The 24,467-nt window shown below is 62.4% G+C and carries 21 protein-coding genes; 7 read left to right on the forward strand and 14 right to left on the reverse strand.

Annotated elements, in window-relative coordinates; genetic code table 11:
• Positions 1-9 precede the first annotated feature (9 nt).
• From LOY42_RS05990 to LOY42_RS06005, 4 genes are all read right to left on the reverse strand, one after another.
• Positions 10-744 (reverse strand): amino acid ABC transporter ATP-binding protein, encoded by a 735-nt coding sequence (locus LOY42_RS05990; protein WP_038706667.1) that lies wholly within the window; start codon positions 742-744, stop codon positions 10-12.
• The gene (locus LOY42_RS05995; protein WP_023629013.1) at positions 741-1,412 is read right to left on the reverse strand and encodes an amino acid ABC transporter permease; all 672 of its coding nucleotides are present in this window, start codon (positions 1,410-1,412) and stop codon (positions 741-743) included. Before LOY42_RS05995 ends, LOY42_RS05990 begins: the two co-directional genes overlap by 4 nt.
• Positions 1,413-2,159, reverse strand: coding sequence for an amino acid ABC transporter permease (locus LOY42_RS06000; protein ID WP_110701949.1), 747 nt, complete (start codon positions 2,157-2,159; stop codon positions 1,413-1,415).
• Between the two features lie 147 nt (positions 2,160-2,306).
• A complete protein-coding gene (locus LOY42_RS06005) occupies positions 2,307-3,224 on the reverse strand; it encodes a glutamate/aspartate ABC transporter substrate-binding protein (RefSeq protein WP_139669254.1) in 918 nt (305 codons plus the stop codon).
• A gap of 335 nt (positions 3,225-3,559) precedes the next feature.
• On the opposite strand from LOY42_RS06005, the gene LOY42_RS06010 reads away from it, so the two are divergent.
• On the forward strand, positions 3,560-7,882 hold the full coding sequence (locus tag LOY42_RS06010; protein ID WP_258600016.1) for an NEL-type E3 ubiquitin ligase domain-containing protein: 4,323 nt from the start codon (positions 3,560-3,562) through the stop codon (positions 7,880-7,882).
• A gap of 27 nt (positions 7,883-7,909) precedes the next feature.
• Here the strand turns inward: LOY42_RS06010 and glpD are convergent, their stop codons facing one another.
• From glpD to LOY42_RS06030, 4 genes are all read right to left on the reverse strand, one after another.
• A complete protein-coding gene (gene glpD, locus LOY42_RS06015) occupies positions 7,910-9,448 on the reverse strand; it encodes a glycerol-3-phosphate dehydrogenase (RefSeq protein ID WP_139669257.1) in 1,539 nt (512 codons plus the stop codon).
• A 236-nt stretch (positions 9,449-9,684) separates the two neighbouring features.
• A complete protein-coding gene (gene glpR / locus LOY42_RS06020; protein WP_023629017.1) occupies positions 9,685-10,440 on the reverse strand; it encodes a DNA-binding transcriptional repressor GlpR in 756 nt (251 codons plus the stop codon).
• 148 nt (positions 10,441-10,588) lie between these two features.
• A complete protein-coding gene (glpK, locus tag LOY42_RS06025; protein ID WP_139669259.1) occupies positions 10,589-12,088 on the reverse strand; it encodes a glycerol kinase GlpK in 1,500 nt (499 codons plus the stop codon).
• 79 nt (positions 12,089-12,167) lie between these two features.
• Positions 12,168-13,019, reverse strand: a complete 852-nt coding sequence (locus LOY42_RS06030) for an MIP/aquaporin family protein (RefSeq protein WP_102684758.1) — start codon at positions 13,017-13,019, stop codon at positions 12,168-12,170.
• A 305-nt stretch (positions 13,020-13,324) separates the two neighbouring features.
• Between LOY42_RS06030 and ybaK the strand changes: the two genes are divergently transcribed.
• Complete coding sequence (gene ybaK / locus LOY42_RS06035) at positions 13,325-13,795, forward strand: Cys-tRNA(Pro) deacylase (protein ID WP_139669261.1); 471 nt, start codon at positions 13,325-13,327, stop codon at positions 13,793-13,795.
• Positions 13,796-13,893: 98 nt separating this feature from the next.
• Positions 13,894-14,673 carry a PhzF family phenazine biosynthesis protein gene (locus LOY42_RS06040; RefSeq protein ID WP_139669263.1) on the forward strand — a complete coding sequence of 260 codons (780 nt, stop codon included), beginning with the start codon at positions 13,894-13,896 and terminating at the stop codon, positions 14,671-14,673.
• Positions 14,674-14,750: 77 nt separating this feature from the next.
• Here LOY42_RS06040 and LOY42_RS06045 read toward each other — a convergent pair whose 3' ends face one another.
• Positions 14,751-15,860 (reverse strand): ABC transporter ATP-binding protein, encoded by a 1,110-nt coding sequence (locus LOY42_RS06045; RefSeq protein WP_139669265.1) that lies wholly within the window; start codon positions 15,858-15,860, stop codon positions 14,751-14,753.
• A complete protein-coding gene (gene argF, locus LOY42_RS06050) occupies positions 15,857-16,777 on the reverse strand; it encodes an ornithine carbamoyltransferase (protein ID WP_139669267.1) in 921 nt (306 codons plus the stop codon). Before argF ends, LOY42_RS06045 begins: the two co-directional genes overlap by 4 nt.
• A 364-nt stretch (positions 16,778-17,141) precedes the next feature.
• Between argF and LOY42_RS06055 the strand changes: the two genes are divergently transcribed.
• Together LOY42_RS06055 and grxD are read left to right on the forward strand one after the other, a co-directional pair.
• The gene (locus tag LOY42_RS06055; RefSeq protein WP_258600019.1) at positions 17,142-19,250 is read left to right on the forward strand and encodes a molybdopterin oxidoreductase family protein; all 2,109 of its coding nucleotides are present in this window, start codon (positions 17,142-17,144) and stop codon (positions 19,248-19,250) included.
• Between the two features lie 91 nt (positions 19,251-19,341).
• Positions 19,342-19,677 (forward strand): Grx4 family monothiol glutaredoxin, encoded by a 336-nt coding sequence (grxD, locus tag LOY42_RS06060; protein ID WP_139669271.1) that lies wholly within the window; start codon positions 19,342-19,344, stop codon positions 19,675-19,677.
• Between the two features lie 70 nt (positions 19,678-19,747).
• Here grxD and bfr read toward each other — a convergent pair whose 3' ends face one another.
• Together bfr and LOY42_RS06070 are read right to left on the reverse strand one after the other, a co-directional pair.
• Positions 19,748-20,221, reverse strand: coding sequence for a bacterioferritin (gene bfr / locus LOY42_RS06065; RefSeq protein ID WP_046854451.1), 474 nt, complete (start codon positions 20,219-20,221; stop codon positions 19,748-19,750).
• A gap of 201 nt (positions 20,222-20,422) precedes the next feature.
• Positions 20,423-20,644, reverse strand: coding sequence for a bacterioferritin-associated ferredoxin (locus tag LOY42_RS06070; RefSeq protein WP_046854452.1), 222 nt, complete (start codon positions 20,642-20,644; stop codon positions 20,423-20,425).
• 213 nt (positions 20,645-20,857) lie between these two features.
• Between LOY42_RS06070 and LOY42_RS06075 the strand changes: the two genes are divergently transcribed.
• Positions 20,858-21,460: a peroxiredoxin gene (locus LOY42_RS06075; RefSeq protein ID WP_003254945.1), complete on the forward strand. Its 603-nt coding sequence runs from the start codon at positions 20,858-20,860 to the stop codon at positions 21,458-21,460.
• A 69-nt stretch (positions 21,461-21,529) separates the two neighbouring features.
• Here the strand turns inward: LOY42_RS06075 and rnt are convergent, their stop codons facing one another.
• Both rnt and pyrC read right to left on the reverse strand, forming a co-directional pair.
• Complete coding sequence (rnt, locus tag LOY42_RS06080) at positions 21,530-22,141, reverse strand: ribonuclease T (RefSeq protein ID WP_225933324.1); 612 nt, start codon at positions 22,139-22,141, stop codon at positions 21,530-21,532.
• 59 nt (positions 22,142-22,200) lie between these two features.
• On the reverse strand, positions 22,201-23,247 hold the full coding sequence (gene pyrC / locus LOY42_RS06085; protein ID WP_258600022.1) for a dihydroorotase: 1,047 nt from the start codon (positions 23,245-23,247) through the stop codon (positions 22,201-22,203).
• Positions 23,248-23,377: 130 nt separating this feature from the next.
• Here pyrC and LOY42_RS06090 point away from each other — a divergent pair, with 130 nt between their 5' ends.
• Positions 23,378-24,358: an OmpA family protein gene (locus tag LOY42_RS06090; RefSeq protein ID WP_102684765.1), complete on the forward strand. Its 981-nt coding sequence runs from the start codon at positions 23,378-23,380 to the stop codon at positions 24,356-24,358.
• The last annotated feature ends 109 nt before the right edge of the window (positions 24,359-24,467 follow it).

Genomic DNA, 24,467 nt, shown 5'->3' on the forward strand with positions numbered 1-24,467 from the left:
GTGGCCGACTTAGTGTTGCAGGATCTTGCTGAGGAAGTGCTGGGTACGCTCGTGGCGGCCTTCGGGGTTGCCGAAGAAGTCTTCCTTCTGGCAGTCCTCGATGATGTTGCCCTTGTCCATGAAGATCACCCGGTTGGCGACCTTGCGGGCGAAGCCCATCTCGTGGGTCACGCACATCATGGTCATGCCTTCGTGGGCCAGTTCGACCATCACGTCCAGCACTTCGTTGACCATTTCCGGGTCCAGTGCCGAGGTCGGTTCGTCGAACAGCATGACGATCGGGTCCATCGACAGGGCGCGGGCGATCGCCACGCGCTGCTGCTGGCCGCCGGACAGCTGGCCGGGGTGTTTCTTGGCGTGGGCGCCGAGGCCGACGCGGTCGAGCAGGGCAAGGCCCTTCTTGGTGGCTTCCGCCTCACTACGACCGAGCACCTTGCGCTGGGCGATGGTCAGGTTCTCGGTGATCGACAGGTGCGGGAACAGCTCGAAGTGCTGGAACACCATGCCCACCCGCGAGCGCAGCTTGGGCAGGTTGGTCTTCGGGTCTGCGATGGAGGTGCCGTCGACCACGATGTCGCCCTTCTGGAACGGTTCCAGTGCGTTGACGCACTTGATCAGCGTCGACTTGCCCGAGCCGGACGGGCCGCACACAACCACCACTTCACCTTTCTTGACCTCGGTGCTGCAGTCGGTCAGTACCTGGAAGTCCCCGTACCACTTGTTGACGTTCTTGATGGAAATCATACGGCGATCCTTTTTTGCAGGCGCTTGACCAGCCAGGAAGCGGAGAAGCTGATGAGGAAGTAGACGACACCGGCGAAGATCAGGAACTCGTGGGAGCGCCCGATGATGTCGCCGTTGGCGCGGGCCGAGTTGAGGAAGTCGATCAGGCCGACGGTGTAGACCAGCGAGGTGTCCTGGAACAGGATGATGCTCTGTTGCAGCAGCAGCGGGGTCATCTTGCGAAACGCCTGGGGCAGGATGATCAGGCGCATGCACTGGCCGTAGCTCATGCCCAGCGCTTGCGCGGCGCCCATCTGGCCCTTGGAGATCGACTGCACGCCGGCACGCACGATTTCGCAGAAGTACGCCGCCTCGAACATCATGAACGCCACCACGCAAGAGGTGAACGCGCCCACGGGGGTGTCTTCACCGGTAATCCAGCGCAGCACGAAAGGCACCGCCAGGTAGAACCAGGTGATCACCAGCAGCAGCGGGATGGAGCGGAAGTAGTTGACGTAGGCGCCGGCGACGTTGGCCAGCAGCTTGCTCGACGACAGCCGCATCAGGGCCAGGACGGTACCCAGGGCGATACCGCCAACCACGCCCATGACCATCAGTTGCAGGGTCAGCAGCATGCCGTCCCACAGAGCGGGCAGCGCGGGGATGATTTCGCTGAAATCCATTTCCATTTACTTGCCCCCCACGGAAATCAGGCCAGGCACGGCGACTTTTTTCTCGACCATGCGCATGAGCAGCATCAGGCCCATGTTCAGGGTGAAGTAGATCAGCGTAGCCAGGGTGAACGCCTCGAACAGGTTGGCGGAAAACTCGGCGGTCTGCTTGGTCTGCGCCAGCAGCTCCATCAGGCCGATCAGCGAGGCCACCGAGGAGTTCTTGAATACGTTCAGGAATTCCGAAGTGAGCGGTGGAATGATGATCCGGTAGGCCTGGGGCAGCAGCACGTTCATGTAGATTTGCGGCAGGCTGAAGCCCATCGCGCGCCCGGCCGACTCCTGGCCGCGGGGCAGCGCCTGGATGCCGGTACGCACCTGCTCGCAGACACGGGCGGCGGTGAACAGGCCCAGGCAGATGACCACGCTGATCAGCGCCGAGGTGGTCGGGTTGAGGTCCTGCTTGAACCACTCCTGCAAGCCTTCGGGCAGCAGGTCCGGCACCAGGAAGTACCAGATGAACAGCTGCACCAGCAGCGGCACATTGCGGAACAGCTCGACGTAGGCGGTGGCGATCCCTGACACCAGACGATTGGGTACGGTACGCATCACGCCGAGCAGCGAGCCCAGCAGCAAGGCGATGATCCAGGCGGTGATGGCGATGGTGATGGTCCAGCCCAGGCCGGTGATGTACCAGTCCAGATAGGTTTCGCTGCCCACGCCGGTGGACTTGAAGAACACGCCCCAGTCCCAGTTGTAATTCATCGGGATTTCCCCTCAGACGGTTGTTTCACGGGCACCTCGATACATCCGGGGGCGTTCGACGCCCTCGGATGTAAAGGTTAGACACTAACTAAGTGGCCTGTCGGATGGATTCGCGCGGATGCGCTTCAGGCCACTATTTGCCGGAGATCAGGACTTCTTCTCGTCCGCTGCCTTGTCGGTCGGCTCGGCGATCAGCTTCTTCAGCTCGTCGCTCATCGGGAACTGCAGGTTCAGGCCCTTTGGCGGAATTGGCTGCTGGAACCACTTGTCGTAGCTCTTGTTGACTTCACCCGACTTGAAGTAGGCGACGATGGCTTCGTCGACCGCTTTCTTGAACGCAGCATCCTCCTTGCGCACCATGCAGCCGTAGATTTCGTACGACTGTGGCGTGCCGGTGATGACCCAGTCGCCAGGTTTCTTGGCCTTGGCCATTTCACCGGCCAGCAGGGCGTCGTCCATCATGAAGGCCACGGCGCGGCCGCCTTCGAGCATGTTGAAGGCTTCGCCGTGGTCCTTGGCGGAGATCACGTTCATCTTCATCTGCTTGTCGGCGTTCATCGCCTTGAGGATGCGCTCGGAGGTGGTCCCGGCGGTGGTCACCACGTTCTTGCCGGCCAGGTCCGGGAAGTCTTTATAGGACGGTTGACCATCCTTGACCTTGGTCAGCAGGCGTGTGCCGACTTCGAAGATGCCTACCGAGAAGCCGACTTGCTGCTGGCGCTCGACGTTGTTGGTGGTGGAGCCGCACTCAAGGTCCACGGTGCCGTTCTGCACCAGCGGGATGCGGGTTTGCGAGGTTACCAGGTTGTACTTGACCTTGATGTCGGTGCCCAGTTGCTTTTTCAGGGCTTCGACGACGGCCAGCTGGATGTCGTGGGAGTAACCGACCGGTGTGGTGCTGCCGGCCAGGTAGGAGAACGGAATGGAAGAGTCACGGTGGCCCAGGGTGATGGTGCCCGAATCCTTGATCTTCTTCAGAGTACCGGTCAGCTCTTCAGCCATGACCGGCGATGCGATGACTGCAGCCGCGATGGCGGCGCCCAGCAATTGACGAACGATACGCATCAAATTTTCCTCGACGTGTTTGTTTTTTTTATGGAGCCGTTGGCGGACTCTTTCGTTCAACGAATACAGCATGAAGCGGTGTGCATTCGGCTTCCAAGTGTAGAGCATGACTCGTGCCAAGCCATGCTGTCGACCTTAAACCACGTGTATTGCTCGCGCTTGACAGTCTAGAGATCCCAGTAGCGTTCGTTTGGCCGAATGAATGCTGCTTTCCCGTTCGGTTGTCCGAACGCATTGCGCTACAACACCTTGCGTGTGTGCATGCGGTAACTAGGCAGTGCCCGGTACGTGCTTGGGCGTAGTGAGCTGTCCTCTTTGCCTGGAGAGCTCCGCAGATGTCACCGCACCAGCCGCCGAAAGGCTCCATCGATAGCCTGATTGCCCAGAACCTGCCCCGATGGCTAGTCGACCACGCGCAACCGGAAAGGCTCGATGCGTTACGTAACGCCCTGCGCCGACAGGCGAACTGCAATGCTCGGCTTGGCCCGATCCTCCAGGCCATCCCTTCTCTGCAGGCCTACACAGCAGCGTTGCTCACAACGAAACTGCGCAACAGCGGCATCAGCAACCCGGATGTGAACAGCTGCAAGGTGCGGATCTCGAAGCGGTTGTTGCTGCCCAGCGCTTCGCCTGTTCTGCTGCGGCCAACCTATGTTCGTCGCTCCGGGCGATCTTTGCTGGCGGCGGCGCTGCATAACTATCATCGCAAGGAAACGCGCCCCGGGCACATGCTCAAGGGTGAACTGGTCGATGGCGACGGCAAACGCCTGCCAATGAGCTTCCATGCGTTTGCCTCGGCGTGTCGTGAAATAGATGCCGGTGGCAAGTATCAGGCGTTGCTCACCCACCACCTGCAGCCTGAGGATGGCCCCCAGGATGAGCCGGGCCAGGCCATCGCTCGCTTGCACGGGCAGTTCGAGGGGAGTTTCAGGGCCAATTTCGAGGTGGCGATGCGGGTTGCTGCGTTCAAAGGCGAAATTGACGAGCGCACGTATTGGTTGCTGTTGCCGCTTATCGCCGAAAAAACGGTGGTGCCTGTGCTGGTTGGCGCTGTTGTACCCCGACAGTTGTACCTGCTGGGCCGCCCCATTCAAGGTGTACTGACGCTGGAAATGCGCCCTTCGGCGGATGGCGCAGTAGAGTCGGTGGTGCTTTGGATACCCGGTGACCCACTTGAGCCTGTCTCCCAACACGTCAGCTGGGACGCACTCGACACCTACCTCGGAAAACGTTTTCGCAAGCCGGCATATCGGCGCTTTTTCGCACGCTTCATTACCGAGCGAGAGCGGGTCAATTTCTATCGCGTATTGAACGAACGGGTCGCACAGGCGCATGCGGCCGGGGTTGAACTTGACGCTCGTTCTGCAACGATCACTGATGCGCCGTTCGCACACCTGCGCCGGCAATTCATCGCCAAGGTCAGGGACGACGCCAAAGTGCTCGCCGTGCCCACCGATGTCGAGGATGATGAAGACCGCGAAGCGCGCATGCGGGGCTACAAAGAACTGGGTATGGACTTGCTGAACGTGGCGGGGTTCTTCGTGCCAGTGCTGGGTGAAGTGTTGCTGGTAGCCAATGCGGTACAGCTGGCTGATGAAGTGTATGAAGGGTACCAAGATTGGCGCATCGGGGATCGCGAAGGGGCGTTGAACCACCTGTTCAACGTTGCCGAAAACGTTGTGGTAGGCGGGATGATCGCCGCCGGCAGCCACATCGCCCTGCGCGCCCTGGAGCGTGTGGCCTTCGTGGATGACCTGGCGCCGGTGCGCCACGCTGCTGGCAAGGTCAAGCTCATGGCCACGGATCTGTCAGGTTACGATGCCCAACCGTTGCGTGGCGTCGGCGCGCAGGAATGGCTCTGGCACCTTGATGAGGGGGGTTACAGGGTGATGGAGGATCCGCACGATGGCCGCTCCAGGATCCTGCACCCTCGCCGTCCCAGTGCCTACCGGCCGGTGATCGAACAGAACGGAGCCGGCGGCTGGCGTCATGAACTCGAAGCTCCCCAGGGCTGGGAAGGGCGGGCCAATCTGGTCCGCCGCTTGAGTACACCGCTGGCAGAGCTACCGGCGCAGGCTTGTGATTACCTGCTGCAGGTGACAGGGCTGAGTGAAGCACAGGTTCGCCGTTTGCATGTCGAACACACCGGCGCACCTGCACGGTTGCTCGATGCCCTGGAGCTTTATCAGGCACATGAGCGCCACCCGGACTACAGCGCACCACAACTGGCGCAACACGTTGCTGCCCGGCAAGTACGGCCCAACGGCATCGAGCGGCTGTTGCAGCGCACTTTCCCAGGCCTGTCGGCACGCTGTACGCATGAGCTGCTGCAGCACTGCAGCGGGGCGCAGCTCGATACTCTCAGCGCCATGCAGCGGATTCCTTTGGCGGTGGCCGAGCGTGCACGGTGGTCACTGCGCGAGAGCCGTCTGGACAGGGCATGCGCTGGCTTGCGTCTGCCGCGTTGCGTCAATCCCGACACTGAACGCCTGGCCTTGGGCTTACTGAAGCGTCAAGTGAATTGGCCGGACGACTTACGCATCGAAGTGCGCGACGCTAGCCCTGGTGGGCGATACTTGGCCGGCATGGGCGCCGAGGCTGCGCAGGACGTACGGTGTATCGTACGCCGCAGCGACGGCTACCACTATGCCGGCCAAAACACGACCGGTTCATATCTTGCGGCGTTGTTGGCTGCTCTGGATGAGACGCAGACAGCCGATCTTGGCGACGCAGCTGCCAGTCCTGACGCTTTGGGCACGTTGCTGATCGAGGCCGCTGCCAGCGACCGTACCCAGGCGGCCGAGCTCTGTGGCATGCCCCGACTGGGCGTTGGCCTGCGCCCCCCCAGCCGTTTGGGGGATGGGCGTATCGGTTATGTCTTGAGTGGGCGAGGTGAAAGCAGCCGACGTGCCATTGGCCGGGGTATTCACCAAGTGTTTCCGACAATGACTGACGGGGAACTGCAAGCCTACCTGCTCGACCTCATGGAACGGCGGGTCGGGTTGTGGGAGCACTATAGCCAGCTCATGGATCAGCTCACGCGCCTGCGTGAAGGCCTGCGTCAGTGGCGTAGGGACGCCAGTAACCCGCTGGACGCTCTACGCCGCCGCCGGGTCGCTACCGCCATAAGGCGCAGTTGGCGGCGCAAGATAACCGACGAGGCCGGGGACCACGCGCTGATCATCACCGGGGAGCGTATCGGTAGCCTGCCCCATTTACCGGAGGGGGTGAGCTTTGTTCATGTGCGACGGCTGATCCTCAGCGACCTGGGCCTTGGTGAAATCAATCAGGATTTTCTTCGGCGCTTTCCCAATCTGGTTGAGCTCGACCTGTCCGGCAATCGCTTGACTGGTGTTCCTCAGGGCATTGAACGGTTGTCCCATCTGCGCCATTTGAACCTGAGCCGCAACAGGCTGGTGATGGACGAGGCCGGTGAATTGCGTCTGGCCGGGAGTGCCGCCCTGCGGCACCTGGACCTGAGCCACAACCCGCTGGGAAGGGCGCCGGTCCTCACTCGCCTCGGCAATCTGCGTGAAGTCAACCTGCGCGCTGCGAGCCTGGAGGCGTTGCCTGAGCGGATTTCGTTTCGTGCCCATGTGGACTTGCGCAACAACAACATCCGCGCACTGCGCCAGGAGTTGCACCAGTTGCGCTTGCAGGTGAACCATTTGTCCTTGCATGACAATCCACTGAGCGAAGCTGACAGATTACTGCTGGATGAGGCGCGCGGTGTGACGCCGGGAAGTTGGGGGTCAGCGTCCGCGCGCCACCGTGCAATCGACAGCGATCTGTTCGACAACTGGGCCAACCGTGCAGGCGACAGAGAACGTGATCGCCAGCAGGCAATATGGACAGCGCTGCGCGGGGAACCGGAGTCGGGAGGGTTGTTCCAGTTTTTGGCGGACTTCGCCATTACCCAGGACTTCGAACAGCACCCTGGGCATTATCGCAGCCGGATCTGGCGGATTCTGGAAGCATGCGAACAGCACGAACGGTTGCGCCAACAGTTGTTTCTCGAGGCCTCTGGCCCACGCGGCTGTGTAGACCAGTTGCTGATGCTGCTGGAGCAGATGGAACTTGGGGTTTTGGTACTGCGTGCCGTCGAAGATGCCCATGGCAACCAGATAGAAGCCCGGTTGCTGAACTTGGGGCGTGACTTGTTCAGGCTGGACGAGGTCGACCGCCTCGCTACCCTGCACGTGCAACGCTTGCATGCCGAGCACGCCCCTATTATCGATGAAATTGAGACCAGGCTCTTCTACAGGCAGCGGCTTGCGCGTCCGTTGGGCTTGCCTGTCGAGATCGACGAAATGCATTTCCCGAGTTTTGCGAACGTAACCACCAGTGATCTGCTGCGGGCCCAGGACACGGTCTTGCAGCACGAGTCGGCGGATGCTCTGATTGCCTCGTTGGCACAGCGGCCTTTCTGGGAACGATACGCGCGGGACTTTCATGCCCAGCGATTTGAAGAGCTGGTTCAACCACTGCACCAGCGCATGGAGGCCCTACAGGCTCAGGTAGATGAGCAAGTGATCAACGAAAGCGAGTTTCTGCAACGCTGTGAAGCACTGAAGACTGATTACGATCGCAGCGAGCGGGCATTGCTGTTGCGGTTGGCGCGCGAAGCCCATGAGCGCTGGCCGGGTAAGCCCTCTTGACCCATCAAGAGGGCTTCATGGTCACTGTCAGGCTGCGCGGCTATTGGCGCGCAGCTTGCGGGCTTGCTGCAAGTACGCCTCCAGAGCCATCTGCTCCTGCGCGGTCAGCGACAGGCCCAGCTTGGTACGACGCCAGAGGATATCAGCGGCTTGCACGGCCCATTCTTCCTTCAGCAGGTAATCTACCTCGCGGGTGAACAGCCCGGCCCCGATAGCCTGTCCCAACCCCTCGGGCCCATCAATGCCATCGAGCAGCCGCCACACCCGGCTGCCGTAGGTGAGCACCCAGCGTTTGGCGATGTCGGCAGGCAGCCAGCCACAACGTGCCAGTACGGCATCGATCAGCGCCGGCACCGTGGTCATCCCCTCGGCGCCTGGCAGTGGCGCGTCGGCAGTCCAGCTGCCGCGCATCTGGGTAAAGAAGGGCTTCAGTTCAGCCATGGCCGATTCGGCCAGCTTGCGGTAGGTGGTGAGCTTGCCGCCGAACACTGACAGGAGCGGCGCCTGGCCTGTTTGTGCGGAGAGGGCGAGGGTGTAGTCGCGGGTCACTGCCGAAGGGTTGTCCGACTCATCGTTGCACAACGGCCGCACCCCGGAGTAGGTATGCAGGATGTCGGCTTGGCTCAGTTGATGGTTGAAGTGCTCGTTGACGACCTTCAGCAGGTAGTCGGTTTCCTGCTCGGTGATCGCTACCTTGGCAGGGTCGCCGCTGTACTCGCGGTCAGTGGTGCCTATCAGGGTGAAGCGGTCCAGGTAAGGGATGCAGAAGACGATGCGCTGGTCTTCGTTCTGCAGGATGTAGGCGTGGTCGCCTTCGTACAGGCGCGGCACGATGAGGTGGCTGCCCTGGATCAGGCGAATGCCGTACGGCGCGTCGAGCTTGAGGTCGTCCTTGATGAAGCTGGCGACCCATGGGCCGGCGGCGTTGACCAGGGCGCGCGCACGAATGGTCTGCAGGCTGCCATCGGCGTGTTGCAAGTCTACCTGCCAGATGCCATCGACACGTTCGGCCCGCAAGCAGCGGGTGCGGGTGAGAATGTCCGCACCCAGTTCGCGCGCGGCCATGGCGTTGAGCACGACCAGGCGGGCGTCATCGACGGCGCAGTCGGCATATTCGAAGCCGCGGGTAATGGTGGATTTTAGCGGGTAGCCAGGGCCGAAGCGCAGGCTGCGCGAAGCGCCCAGGCGCTTGCGCTTGCCGAGGTGATCGTAAAGGAACAAACCGGCGCGGATCATCCAGGCCGGGCGCAGGTGCGGGCGATGAGGCAGCACAAAACGCATGGGTTTGACGATGTGCGGTGCCTTGGCCAGCAGCACTTCGCGTTCGGCCAGCGCTTCGCGCACCAGGCGGAACTCGTAGTGCTCCAGATAGCGCAGGCCGCCGTGGATCAGTTTGCTGCTGGCCGAGGAGGTGTGCTGGGCCAAGTCGTCCTTTTCGCAAAGGAACACCTTGAGGCCGCGCCCGGCGGCATCGGCAGCAATGCCCACGCCATTGATGCCACCGCCGATAACGGCGAGGTCGTAGCAGTCTTGGAGGGGTGGCTGGGACGAAACGGGCTGGGACACGGGCAAGGCCTCCTGGGGCTGTTCACATCGAATGTGAACATCAATGTTCGTTTCCGAAAATAGTAGCGTAATGAACAGGCGGCTGCCAGTCAGTCTTCATAGAAAAAACTGATCGGATGACAGGGAAATGAACATTTGCGAAAAGGCAGGGTGTCGATTTGCAAGGCAGAGATCAAGTGCCGCCGGGACGGTACTCGACCCAGCGGTACACAAGGGGGCGGGGCGAGCCCTTGGACTCAAACCACGTCGAGGCGGATCTTGTACTGGTTGAGCAGCTGGGTCAGGGCCGGGGAAGGCGCCTGGTCGGTCACCAGGCAGTCGACCAGGCTGATCGAGCCCAGGCGAACCATGGCATTGCGGCCGAACTTGCTAGAGTCCGCGGCCAGTAGCACCTGGCGAGCATTGGCGATGATTGCCTGGGATACCCGTACTTCCTGGTAGTCGAAGTCCAGCAGGCTGCCGTCCTCATCGATGCCGCTGATGCCGACCACGGCGAAATCGACCTTGAACTGGTTGATGAAGTCGACGCTCGCCTGGCCGACCACGCCACCGTCGCGGCGTACCGTGCCGCCGGCCACCAGCACTTCGAAGTCGTCCTTGGCCGCCAGGATCGCCGCCACGTGCAGGTTGTTGGTGATGACTTTCAGGTGATTGTGGTTGAGCAGGGCGCGGGCGATGGATTCGGTGGTGGTGCCGATGTTGATGAACAGCGAGGCATGGTCGGGAATCTGCCGGGCCACGGCGTCGGCGATACGTTGCTTCTCGTCGCGCATCTGGTCGGCGCGCATGGCGTAGGCGGTGTTTTCGATGCTCGAGTCGTAGGCGGCGCCACCATGGTAGCGGCGTAACAGGTTGGCTTCGGCGAGCTGGTTGATATCGCGGCGGATGGTCTGTGGGGTGACGACGAACAGCTGCGCCATTTCCTCGATGCTGACATAGCCGCGTTCGCGGACCAGCTCGAGGATTTGTTGTTGGCGTGGAGGCAGATTCATGGGCGGTCCTTTGGGGCAGCCGGACAAATTCTGCAATGATGCCGTAGGTCGTGGTGTAGGACCAGTCTGGTTTATGCGTAAAGGCTTACCGCGGGGCAAGTCGCATCGGCGGTACGCCGCTGCGACTTGCCCCGCGATGCTTGCGGGATCAGTCGTCGTGATCTTCCCAGTCGCGGGTGCGATCGACAGCCTTGCGCCAGCCCTTGTACAGCTTCTCTTTGGCCGTTTCGTCCAGTTGCGGGCTGAACTCGCGCTCGATGATCGCCTTGTCGCGCAGCTCGTCCAGGCCGCTCCAGAAACCGCAGGCCAGGCCCGCCAGGTAGGCCGCGCCCAGCGCTGTGGTTTCGCGCATTTTCGGACGCTCGACGCAGGTGCCGAGAATGTCGGCCTGGAACTGCATGAGGAAGTTGTTGGCCACCGCGCCACCGTCCACACGCAGTTCGGACAGGCGCTGGCCGCAGTCCTGCTGCATGGCGTCGAGCACGTCGCGGGTCTGGTAGGCGATCGACTCCAGGGCGGCACGGATGATGTGATCGACCTTGACGCCACGGGTCAGGCCGAACAGCGCCCCTCGGGCATACGGGTCCCAGTAGGGCGCGCCCAGGCCGGTGAAGGCCGGCACCAGGTAAACGCCGTTGCTGTCCTTGACCTTGCTGGCGAAGTATTCGGTGTCGTAGGCGTCGTTGACGATCTTCAGTTCGTCGCGCAGCCACTGCACGGTGGAGCCACCGTTGAAGACCGCGCCTTCGAGGGCGTAGGCCACTTCGCCACGCGGGCCGCAGGCGATGGTGGTGAGCAGGCCATGGGACGACTGCACCGCCTTGTCGCCGGTGTTCATCAGCAGGAAGCACCCGGTACCGTAGGTGTTCTTGGCCTGGCCGGGCTCCACGCACATCTGGCCGAACAGGGCCGATTGCTGGTCGCCGGCGATACCGGCGATGGCGATGCCGCTCTTGGTATGGCCGTAGACTTCGGACGACGGACGAACCTGGGGCAGCATCTGGCTTGGGATGCCGAGGATATCGAGGAGCTTGTCGTCCCATTGCAGGCTGTGGATGTTGAACATCAGCGTGCGCGAGGCGTTGGTGTAGTCGGTGACATGCACCTTGCCGCCGGAGAACTTCCAGATCAGCCAGGTATCGATGGTGCCGAACAGCAGCTCGCCACGCTCGGCGCGTTCACGCACGCCCTCGACGTTATCGAGGATCCACTTGAGCTTGGTGCCGGAGAAGTACGGGTCGGTGACCAGGCCAGTGGCCTCGCGGATGTACTGCTCATGGCCGTCACGCTTGAGCTGGGCGCAGATCTCGGTGCTGCGCCGGCATTGCCAGACGATGGCGTTGTACACCGGGCGCCCGGTTTCCTTGTCCCAGACGACGGTGGTTTCGCGCTGGTTGGTGATGCCGATGGCTGCGACCTGGGCGTGGCTGATGCCGGCCTGGGCCAGGGCCTCGACCATGGTCGCGCTCTGGGTGGCGAAGATTTCCATCGGGTCGTGCTCGACCCAGCCCGCTTGTGGGTAGTGCTGGGCGAACTCACGCTGCGAGGTGCCCACCACGTTGGCGTCGCGATCGAAGATGATGGCGCGCGAACTGGTGGTGCCCTGGTCCAGGGCGATGATGTAGTTCTTGTCCAGGGTATCGGTCATGTCGGTGGCCTTGCACGAATATGGGAGTAGGTCAGGGCGTGGCGGGCGCCGGACTTGCGGTCCGGGCCCGGCGCTGGCATCAGGAAACCTGGGTGTCGCCCTGAGGATTATCGTCTGTCTGCTGGGTCACGGCTTGTGTCGTCGGCAAGTTGCGGGCGATCAGCCCGCGGTACAGGGCCGCGCCCAGGCTGGCACCGAGGATCGGCGCGAACACCGGTACCAGGAAATACGGAATATCGCGCCCGCCGGTGAAGGCGATTTCGCCCCAGCCGGCCAGGAAGGTCATGAGTTTAGGCCCGAAATCGCGCGCCGGGTTCATCGCAAAGCCGGTCAGCGGGCCCATCGCGCTACCGATCACGGCGATCAGCAGGCCGATCAGCAGGGGGGCGGTGGCGCCGCGGGGCAGGCCATTGTTGTCGTCGGTCAGGGCCATGATCACCGCCATCAGGATGGCGGTAATGATCACTTCGACCAGGAAGGCCTGCCCGGTGGACAGCGCCGGATGCGGGTAGGTGGAGAACACCGAGGCCAGCTCGAGACTGGCCTGGCTGCCACGCAGCATGGCGTGGCTTTGTTCGAAATCGAAGAACAGGTTGCTGTACAGGAAGTACACCAACGCGGCGCCGCAGAATGCGCCGCACACCTGGGCGAGCATGTAGAACGGCAGCTTGCGCTTGTCGAAGCCGGCGAACACGGCGAGCGCAATGCTGACCGCCGGGTTCAGGTGCGCGCCGGACACGCCTGCGGTGAGGTAGATCGCCATGCTCACCCCGACCCCCCAGATGATGCTTATCTCCCACAGGCCAAAGCTGGCACCGGCGACCTTGAGCGCGGCGACACAGCCGGTACCGAAGAAGATGAGCAGGGCAGTGCCGAGGAATTCGGCCAGGCACTGGGCAGATAGCGTGGGTTGTCGTAGAGCAGTCGTCATGTATGACCTCGGTTCTTGTTGTTGTGAGGCGCTGGGCGCTCGACAGCAAAAAGCCCGGAGTCGATCCCCATTGACGCCGGGCAGGTACAGGAAGCGCACCTTATAGGTGCACCATTTATTCATAAACGAAAAAATATAGACAAGAAACGCTGATGTCAAAGGTCGAAAATGAACGTATGGCCACATTCTGACTGCCATGCCGCGCCGTGAATCCCTGGCCGCTGCTCTAGCCTGGGTCGTGCACTGGCTGCCCCGGCGGATTTACCCTAAAGTACCGAGCGACTTATGATCGCATGGAGCCGTTGATGACCCCCGCCCTGGACCTGCTGAAAAAGGCGCGTGCCGAGCACCGCGTGCACAGCTACGAACATGATCCGAAATCTGCGTCGTACGGCCTGGAAGCGGCGGAAAAGCTCGGCCTTGACCCATTGCGGGTGTTCAAGACGCTGCTTGCCAGCAGCGAAAAAGGCGAGCTGCTGGTGGCGGTGGTGCCGGTGGGCGGGACGCTCGATCTGAAGGCGTTGGCCCATGCGGCTGGCGTGAAGAAGTGCGAGATGGCCGACCCGCAGGCTGCCCAGCGTGCCACGGGCTACCTGGTTGGCGGGATCAGCCCGCTGGGGCAGAAGAAGCGCCTGCGCACTTTTATCGACCAAACCGCGCAACAACATGAAACGATTCATGTGAGCGCTGGCCGCCGTGGCCTCGAAGTGGAGCTGGCGGCAACGGTGCTCGCTACCCACACCCAGGCACAGTTCGCCGAGATCGGCCGCGGTTAACATCTGTACTGATTGAAAATCCACGACGCTGTCACTGTCGGCCGCTGGCGGCATGTCGCATGCTCGGGCGATTGACAGCCCAATACAGGAGTCGTGGCATGCAGTTGCATTATCATCAGGTGGACGCCTTCAGCGATCGCCCTTTTGCCGGCAACCCGGCCATCGTCTACTGCCTGGAACAGTGGCTTGACGGCAGGCTGATGCAGCAGATCGCCGCCGAGCACAACCTCGCCGAAACCGCGTTCGTGGTAGCTGAAGGCGCGGGGTATCGGATCCGCTGGTTCACTCCTGGCACCGAGGTGCCCTTGTGCGGCCACGCCACCCTGGCCAGTGCCCACGTGCTGTTCGAGGTCTATGGCGTAGACGCATCGCACCTGGATTTTCACTGCCAATCCGGCCGGTTGGGCGTCAGCCGTGAGGGCGGGCGCCTGTGGCTGGACTTCCCACGCGTCGATCCGCAGCCGCTGGCCGAGCCGGTCGCGGTGGCCGAAGCGCTGGGCTGTGAGGTTCGGGAGGTTTACCAGGCCCGCGAGCTGCTGGTGGTGCTCGGCTCGGAGCAGGCGGTGCGCGCCTGCAGGCCGGACATGGCGGCGCTGGCCCGCTTGCCGGGGCCGGGGGTGATCGTGACGGCGCCGGGCGAAGAGCATGATTTCGTGTCGCGCTATTTTGCGCCGGGTATCGGTATCCCTGAGGATCCGGTCACCGGTTCAATCCACTGCTCGCTCATTCCTTACTGGGCGGCACGCCTGGGCAAACCGCAGTTGCACGCGTTCCAGCGCTCGACACGCGGTGGCGAGCTGTTCTGCCGGCTGGAAGGGGAGCGGGTGAAGATCGGTGGACAGGCCCGCCTGGTGGCCTCTGGTACTTTGAGGGTGTGATGCAAAGCGATCAGGGCAAGCGCGCCCACGCCTGCGACAGGGCGCGGGAGCGGGCTTGCCCCGCGAGCTGTCGAACCTCAGAGCGCCGAGCTGATGCGACGCACGCCGTTCTCCTGGCGCGGTAGCTGCGCAGCAACGCTACCGGGGACCGGGAACAGCACGAGATGATCGGCGGCCACGGCGATGCCGACGTCCTGGCCGAGCGAGTGGTCGTTGTGGCTGGGGAAGATCGCTTCTAGCTGGCTGCCGGTGGGAAGCTGCAGGCGATACAAGGTCGAAGCGCCGAGGAAGCTTTTGCCGATGACCTGTGCCCGTAGCGTGCTGTCGGGGGCATGGATGATATCGTCGGGGCGCAACAACACGTCCACCGAGCTTCCGGGCGCCATGGTATAGGCCCGGTTGCCGCGCAGCTCGCCGAGTTCGGTGGTCACTGCCTCGTGGCTGCTCATCTGGCCGCGAATGAAGTAACCCTGGCCGATGAAGCTGGCGACGAACGGCGTTTGCGGCTCGTGGTAGAGGTTGTAGGGCGTGTCCCACTGCTCCAGGCGCCCCTCCTTGAACACCCCCACGTGGTCGCTGACGGCAAAGGCTTCTTCCTGGTCGTGGGTGACCAGGATGGCGCTGGTGCCGCGGCTCTTGAGGATGTCGCGGACCTCATGGCTCAAGCGTCGGCGCAGCTCCACGTCGAGGTTGGAGAAGGGTTCGTCAAGCAACAGCAGCTGTGGCTTCGGTGCAAGCGCCCGGGCCAGGGCCACGCGTTGCTGCTGGCCGCCCGACAGCTCGTGCGGGTAACGGCCGCCGAGGCCAGCCAGCTTGACCAGTTCGAGCATCTCCTCGATCACCATGGCCTGGTGCGGGTGCTTGCCGATGCCGAAGGCGATGTTCTGCGCGACGGTCAGGTGGGGGAACAGCGCGTAGTCCTGGAACACCATGCCGATCCGGCGTTTCTCCGGCGCCAGGGTGAACCCGGCGCGGGAGATGACCTCGCCGCCCAGCTGGATCTCGCCTTCGTGCACCGGCTCGAACCCGGCGATGGCGCGCAGCGTGGTGGTCTTGCCGCAACCGGAGGACCCTAGCAGGCAACCGATGTCGCCCGCGTTGAGGTGCAGGTTGAGGTTCTGGACGATGCGCTGGTCGCCATAGCCGCAGGCCAGGTTGCGCAGGTTGAGCAGTAGCTGTTGACTCATGCGTGGTGGTAAGCCGGTTCTACAAGGAATTCCAGAAGGGCCTTCTGCGCATGCAGGCGGTTCTCAGCTTCGTCCCAGGCGACCGAACGGGGGTCGTCGAGCAGGTCCTGGCTGATCTCCTCGCCACGGTGGGCGGGCAGGCAATGCATGAACAGGGCGTCGGGTGCCGCCAGGTCGAGCAGTTCGCGGGTGACCTGGTAAGGCGCGAAATGCGCCAGGCGCCGTGCAGTTTCCTCTTCCTGGCCCATGGAAGTCCAGACATCCGTGGTCACCAGGTGGGCGCCGCGAACAGCTTCCTTCGGGTCGCGGACGATCTGCACGCGGTCGCCACCCAGTTGCAGGAAGCGCGGATCGGGCTCATAGCCTTCGGGGCAGGCGATGCGTAGCTGGAAATCGAACTGGATGGCCGCCTCGATATACGAGTTGCACATGTTGAAGCCATCGCCGACCCACGCCACGGTCTTGCCCTGGATTGTGCCGCGGTGTTCGAGGAAGGTCTGCATGTCGGCCAGCAACTGGCAGGGGTGTGATTCGTCGGACAGGCCATTGATCACAGGTACCTTCGAATGGGCGGCGAACTCGGTGAGGGTGCTGTGGGCGTGGGTACGGATCATCACCGCGTCGACCATGCTCGACAGTACGATGGCGCTGTCGGCGATCGGCTCGCCGCGGCCCAGTTGGGTGTCGCGCGGCGACAGGAAGATCGCCTGGCCGCCAAGCTGGATCATGCCCGCTTCGAAGGACACTCGGGTACGGGTCGAGGATTTCTCGAAGATCATCCCCAGCACGCGGTTCTTCAACGGCTCGAACAGCACGCCTCGTTTACGCAGGTCCTTCAGCTCGATGCCGCGACGGATCACGCCGAGCAATTCGTCAGCGGTGAAATCCAGCAGGGAGAGAAAGTGCCTAGCGCTCATGATTGACTACCTTATCTGCAACGTTTTGCAGGTCGACCGTATGGGTTTTGTTGACAACGGGAGTGACCTGCGGCGTAAGCCGCACGGGGCGGACGGAATAGGGAACGGCGCAATACTATAATTAAATGTCGCCTGAAACCAAGAGGGGAAACAGCGCCTCTGTGTCAAAGGGTGTCGTAAGCCTTTGGCGAGTAGCTGTTTTTTATTTGCTACAGAGGTTGTACACGGCTTACCTCGATTTTGGCAAATTCGTCGTCGCGAATCGTCGGCCTGATGTCTCCCGATTCATGCCGCGAAGCGCGCTGGCATGCCCGTTAGGTGCGGCGCATAGTCGAACCTTGCGAACAACAAGGCAGAGGCGGCCATGACCAAGACCCTGCATCACCGAGCCTGTCACCTGTGCGAGGCCATTTGTGGCCTGAACATCGAAGTTACCCATGGGGCGGAAGGGCCGCCGCGGATCAGCTCGATCAAGGGCGATCCGCAGGATCTGTTCAGCCGCGGCCATATCTGCCCGAAGGCGGTCGCCCTGCAGGACATCCAGGAAGACCCTGACCGCTTGCGCCAGCCTCATCGGCGCATCGGTGACCAGTGGCAGGCGATTGGCTGGGATGAGGCCTTCGCCTTCGCCGCAGAGCGGCTGTGGGCGGTGCAGCAGGCCCATGGGCGCAATGCTGTTGCGGTCTACCAGGGCAACCCCAGCGTGCACAACTATGGCTTGATGACCCACAGCAATTACTTCCTCGGCCTGCTCAAGACCCGCAACCGCTTCTCGGCCACGTCGGTGGACCAGCTGCCGCAGCACCTGACCAGCCACCTGATGTACGGCCATGGTCTGTTGCTGCCTATCCCGGACATCGACCACACGCAGTTCATGCTGATCCTTGGCGGCAACCCCCTGGCTTCCAATGGCAGCATCATGACCGTCCCCGACGTGGAAAAGCGCCTGAAGGCGCTCAAGGCCAGGGGCGGGCAGCTGGTGGTGGTGGATCCGCGGCGCAGCGAGACGGCGTTACTGGCCGACCGGCACCTGTTTATCCGCCCCGGCGGCGACGCAGCGTTGCTGTGTGGGCTGTTGCATACCCTGTTCGTCGAGGGCCTGGCCCGTGGCTCGCACTTGCCGATCAATGGCTTGGAGCAGGTGCGCGAGGCGATCCTGCCGTTCGATGCCGCCAGCATGAGCGCGTTGTGCGGCATCCCGGCCGAGGACATCCGCCGATTGGCGCGGGACTTCGGCGCTGCCGACAAGGCCGTGTGCTACGGCCGGATGGGGGTATCGACCCAGGCCTTCGGTTCGTTGTGCCACTGGTTGGTGCAATTGATCAACCTGGTCACCGGCAACCTTGATCGAGTGGGTGGTGCGTTGTGCACCGAGCCGGCTGTCGATCTGGTCGCCAGCACATCGGGTGGCCACTTCGACCAATGGCGCAGTCGTGTCTCGGGATTGCCCGAATATGCTGGCGAGCTGCCGGTCTCGGCCTTGGCCGAGGAGATCCTCGAGCCCGGTGACGGGCAAGTACGGGCGTTGGTGACCGTGGCCGGCAACCCGGTGTTGTCCACGCCCAACGGGCGGCGCCTGGACCAGGCGCTGGCCGGCCTGGAGTTCATGCTCAGCATCGACCTCTACATCAACGAGACCACGCGTCATGCCGACCTGATCCTGCCCTCCACCTCGGCGCTGGAGAATGATCACTACGATTCCACCTTCAACCTGCTGGCGGTGCGCAATGTCACCCGTTTCAACCGGGCGATCCTGCCCAAGCCGGAGGGGGCACTGCATGACTGGGAGATTTTCGTGGGCCTGGCCGAAGCCTTTGCCCAGCGTGCGCAGGCCGAGCTCAAGGCCACCCTGCCACCGGCACGGATGATCGACTTTGCCTTGCGCAGGGGCCCTTATGGTGACGAGTCGTCCTGGAAGCTTTCCCTGCAGAGGCTCGATGAACATCCCCACGGCCTGGATCTAGGACCACTGGCGGCCAACCTTGCGCCGCGCTTGCGCACGACCAGCCGCAAAGTCGAAGCCGCACCGGCGGTGCTGCTCGGTGATCTGCAACGCCTGGCCCGGCAGGCAGCGCCGACGGTGGGCCAGTTGTTGCTGATCGGCCGCCGCCATGTGCGCAGCAACAATTCGTGGATGCACAACTATCATCGGCTGGTCAAAGGCAAACCGCGGCATCATCTGTTGATGCATCCGGATGATCTGCGCCACCGTCAGCTGGTGGATGGGCAGATGGTGCGAATCCGCTCACGCACCGGCGTGATCGAAGTGCCTGTCCAAGCCAGCGAGGAGATGATGCCAGGAGTGGTCAGCCTGCCCCATGGCTACGGTCACGGGCGCCAGGGCGCGCGCTTGCAGGTAGCCAGTGCACAGCCAGGAGTGAGCGCCAATGACCTGACCGACGAGCACTTGCGTGATGGCGTATCCGGCAACGCCGCCCTCAATGGCGTACCTGTGCAAGTGGAGGCCGCCTGAGCATCGGCAAGGCCGAGCACGCCGCTCGGCTTTCCGATACAATGCGTCACCGTGCCGACGACCCAGTCGGAAAGTTCAGCCGAGGTGCTTCATGGATATCATCGATACAATCAAAGAGCAGATCGCCAACAACACCATTCTGCTTTACATGAAAGGTTCGCCGAATGCCCCGCAGTGCGGTTTCTCGGCCAAGGCTTCGCAGGCCGTGATGGGGTGTGGCGAGAAGTTCGCTTATGTCGACATCCTGCAGAACCCGGAAATCCGCGCCAACCTGCCCAAGTACGCCAACTGGCCTACCTTCCCGCAACTGTGGGTGGCGGGTGAGCTGGTCGGCGGCAGCGACATCATGATCGAGATGTTCGAAAAGGGTGAGCTGCAGGCGCTGATCAAGGATGCGGCCGCCAAGGCCAAGGCTTCCGAAGCCTGATTCCGGCGTTCTTCGCCAGCATGCAAAAGCCCCGCAATAGCGGGGCTTTTTGTTGTCGTCGATCGAGCAGTTACTCTTCGCCCATCTGCGACTGCAGGTAGTTCTCGATAGTGATCTTGTCGATCAGGCCCAGCTGAGTTTCCAGCCAGTCGATGTGCTCTTCCTGGTCTTCGAGGATGTCCTCGAGCACGTCACGCGAACCGAAATCGCCAGCGGTTTCGCAGTGGGCGATGGCGGCTTTCAGGTCGGCGTGGGCCTTTTTCTCAAGCTTCAGGTCGCAGTCGAGCATTTCCTTGGTGTGCTCGCCAATCATGAGCTTGCCCAGGTCCTGGACGTTGGGGATGCCTTCGAGGAAGAGGATGCGCTTGATCAGCTTGTCAGCATCCTTCATCGCCTGGATGGACTCTTTGTACTCGAGTTTGCCGATCTTGTTCAGGCCCCAATCTTCGTACATGCGCGCATGCAGGAAGTACTGGTTGATTGCGACCAGCTCGTTTCCGAGGACCTTGTTGAGATGCTGGATGACGCTTACGTCGCCTTTCATGATGGGGTCTGCCCTGTAGAAGTTGAGCCAATGCAAACAAGTTTGAGCCTCGCAACTATCTATGTCAAACCTAAGTTATTGAATAATAAATGAAAATTAATCGGAATAAGAATGTTTGTGAACTGCGTTCGAACGCTAACTTATTGAATTGCAGGCATAAAAAAACCGGACACTAGGTCCGGTTCTTCAAATTTGGGGACGTTACGCCGCGTTGAATTCAACGGGGTAGGGCAGGGCGGCCTGCTGGCTCAGTTGCAGCTCGGTGAGGGTTTCGCGCACCACCTGCTTGGCGAGGCAGGCGCACTTGCCGCACTGGCTGGCGACATTGGTGGCGGCTCGAACTTCCTTGTAGCTGCAGCATCCTTCGTAGATCGCATCGCGGATCTGTCCGTCGGTGACACCGACACAAAGACACACATACATAAAGGCTGACCATCGCGGGTTGATTCGATGGATTGGAGAGTAATGGTAATGAGAATGCTTGTCAAAACACATTGTGTAAGGTGCGTTCCAGAGCGACCGGCGGTTGAGATTCGGCCTGTCACGCAAAGCTGTGTATGATGGTCGGCCTTTGCTGGATCCGGGGGACGCGTTCCGCCCGGGCAAGGTTTTTCACCCCTCATCAGGAGAGATCGAATGAGCGTACTCGTTGGCAAAAAAGCCCCGGACTTCACCGTTCCAGCTGTGCTGGGCAACGGCGAGATCGTCGACAGCTTCAACCTGGCCTCGGCCATCAAGGGCAAGTACGGCCTGGTATTCTTCTACCCGCTGGACTTCACCTTCGTCTGCCCGTCCGAGCTGATTGCCCTGGACAACCGCATCCCTGACTTCCAGGCGCGCAACGTGGAAGTGATCGGCGTGTCGATCGACTCGCACTTCACTCACAACGCCTGGCGCAACACCCCGGTCAACAATGGCGGCATCGGCCAGGTCAAGTACACCCTGGCAGCCGACATGACCCACGAAATCTGCAAGGCCTACGACGTCGAGTCCGAAGGCGGCGTGGCCTTCCGTGGTGCCTTCCTGATCGACACCAACGGTGTTGTCCGCTCGCAGATCGTCAACGACCTGCCGCTGGGCCGCAACATGGACGAGCTGCTGCGCCTGGTCGACGCCCTGCAATTCCACGAAGAGCACGGCGAAGTCTGCCCGGCCAACTGGAAGAAAGGCGACAAGGGCATGAACGCTTCGCCGGAAGGTGTCGCGGCTTACCTGAGCGAGAACGCTGGCAAGCTGTAATTTGCCAAGCGCATGAAAAAACCGGCCCTGGTGGCCGGTTTTTTTATGCTTCAAGCTACAAGCGTGTGATCAGTCGTTGAAGTCGCGCCAGCCGCCCATCTCTTTCCAGCGATTGACGATGCCGCAGAACAGCTCGGCGGTCTTCTCGGTGTCGTAACGCGCCGAATGCGCCTCACGGCCGTCGAAGTCGATGTCTGCGCTCTGGCAGGCTCGGGCCAGCACGGTCTGGCCGTAGGCAAGGCCAGCGAGGGTGGCGGTATCGAAGCTGGAGAACGGGTGGAACGGGTTGCGCTTGATATCGTTGCGCGCCACCGCAGCATTGAGGAAACCCAGGTCGAAGCTGCTGTTATGCCCCACCAGGATCGCCCGCTTGCAGCCATTGGCCTTCAGCGCCTTGCGCACGCCGCGGAAAATATCGGTCAGCGCGCTTTCCTCGCTCACCGCCATGCGCAGCGGGTGATCGAGCTTGATGCCGGTGAACTCCAGCGCGGCGGCCTCGATATTGGCGCCCTCGAACGGTTCGACCCGATGGAAGTAGGTGTGCTCGGGGAACAGGAAGCCCTTTTCATCCATGCCGATGGTGACGGCGGCAATCTCCAGCAGCGCGTCGGTGGCGCTGTTGAAGCCACCAGTCTCGACATCCACCACCACGGGCAGGTAGCCGCGGAAACGCTCGGCCATCGGATGGCGCGAGCCGCTGCTGACCTGGCTGTCCTGGTCGTCTTCGTACAGATCTTCGCTCACGCGTTGTCCTCCTGCAGGCGCCAGCGCAGTGTTTCACCAGCGCGCAGGGGAATGACGGTGGTGTCACCGAAGGGCAGGCTGTCCGGCGCTGTCCATTGCTCTCGCACCAGGGTGATGGTGTCGGTATTGCGCGGCAGGCCGTAGAAGTCAGGGCCATGCTTGCTGGCGAAGCCTTCGAGCTTGTCCAGCGCGTTGCGCTGCTCGAACGCCTCGGCATACAACTCGATGGCGGCGTAGGCGGTGTAGCAGCCGGCGCAGCCGCAGGCGGCTTCCTTGGCATGCTTGGCGTGAGGCGCCGAGTCGGTACCGAGGAAGAACTTCGAGTTGCCGCTGGTCGCGGCATCCAGCAACGCAACCTGGTGGGTGTTGCGCTTGAGGATCGGCAGGCAATAGAAGTGCGGGCGGATACCGCCGACCAGCATGTGGTTGCGGTTGTACAGCAGGTGCTGGGCGGTGATGGTGGCACCGACGTTGGCCGGCGCCTCGGTGACGAACTGCGCGGCGTCGGCGGTGGTGATGTGCTCGAACACCACTTTCAGGGTCGGGAAGCGCTCGACCAGGCGGCGCATGTGCTCGTCGATGAAGCGCTTCTCGCGGTCGAACACGTCGATTTCACTGCGCGTGACCTCACCATGCACCAGCAGGGGCATGCCGGTTTCGGCCAGGGCCTCGATTGCCGGGAAAATGTTGTCGATGCTGGTCACGCCCGAATCGGAGTTGGTGGTGGCGCCGGCCGGGTAGAGCTTGGCGGCGAACACGATCCCACTGGCCTTGGCGGCGCGGATGTCTTCCGGGCTGGTGCGGTCGGTAAGATACAGCACCATCAGTGGCTCGAAACGGCTGCCGGCGGGGCGTGCGGCAAGGATGCGGGCGCGGTAGGCATCGGCCTCGACGGCGTTGCGCACCGGCGGAACCAGGTTGGGCATGATGATGGCGCGGGCGAAGGTACGCGCCACGTCACCGACGGTGTGAGGCAGGACGGCACCATCGCGCAGATGGATGTGCCAGTCGTCGGGGCGCAGGAGGGTCAGGCGATCGGACATTGGAGATTCCAGGCGGGTCGAACTCAGAAGCCAATGCTACCGGAAAACCCCTGTTCGAGCACGGCTATCAAGTTTTCCGACGGGCGTCCGATAGCATTCAGGTAAGCCGTCAGAATCAGTGGAGCCGACCGTGCGCCAGCGTTACCTAGCCCTGTTCACCCTTGTCGCCAGCCTGCCGGCCGGGGCCATGACCTTCCAGACCCGCGTGGAGAACGTCGCCTGGAAAGTCGAGGGTGATCAGTTCGAATGTCGCTTGATCCAGCCGATCGACGGTTTCGGCAGCGGCGAGTTCGTGCGCCGTGCCGGCGAACAACCGACGTTCCAGCTGCGTTCGGACAGCAACGTCCTCGGCGCCGGTTCCGCCACCTTGCTGGCCGCCGCAGCCCCCTGGCAGCCAGGGCGGGGCGATATCAACCTTGGTGCGGTGCACATGGCCCGCACTGGCGTGCTGTTCACCTCCAGCCAGGGGCAGGCCAGCCGCCTGATCAATGGCCTGCTCGATGGCCGTAGCACGGTGGTGCGCAACTACCGGGGCGAGGGTGGCCGGCCGATGCAAGTGCAGGTGATGCCAGTCAGCTTCGCCAAGGCCTACAGCGACTACCAACTGTGTGCTGCCAAGCTGCTGCCGATGAACTATGACCAGATCCGTCAGACCCAGGTCGGCTTCCCCGGTGGCGGTATCGAGCTGGACAGCTCGGCGCGCGCTCGCCTGGATGTGCTGCTCGATTATCTGAAGGCCGATCCGACGGTCAACCGCATCGAGCTCAACGGCCATTCCGACAACAGCGGCAACCGTCTGACCAACCGTGACACCTCGCGTCGACGGGCACTGGCGGTTGCCGACTACCTCAAGGCCCATGGCGTGCCGGAAGAGCAGATCACCGTGCGGTTCCACGGCGAGCGCTATCCACTGGCGAAGAACAACTCTGCCGCCAACCGGGCGCGAAACCGCCGGGTGAACATCCAGCTCGAGCGTGTGACACCGGTCGAGAAACCGCTGGAGAAGCCGGCGCCACCGGTTGCGCCGGCGGCTCCGGCACCCGCGGCTACCGCACCTGCGCCTGCGACGCCTGCGGCCGCTGCCACCCAGCCCGCGCCTGCGAAATCCTGAGTGCGACAGCGGGTCGCGCTCTCGACAATTCCTGTCGCTTTGTCGTCACAAGCTGTCGCCCCATTGTAAATTTTTCGGCAAGGCCGGTAGAATCATCGGCTTTCCGTAC

The sequence above is a fragment of the Pseudomonas sp. B21-023 genome (assembly GCF_024749165.1).
GTDB lineage: Bacteria > Pseudomonadota > Gammaproteobacteria > Pseudomonadales > Pseudomonadaceae > Aquipseudomonas.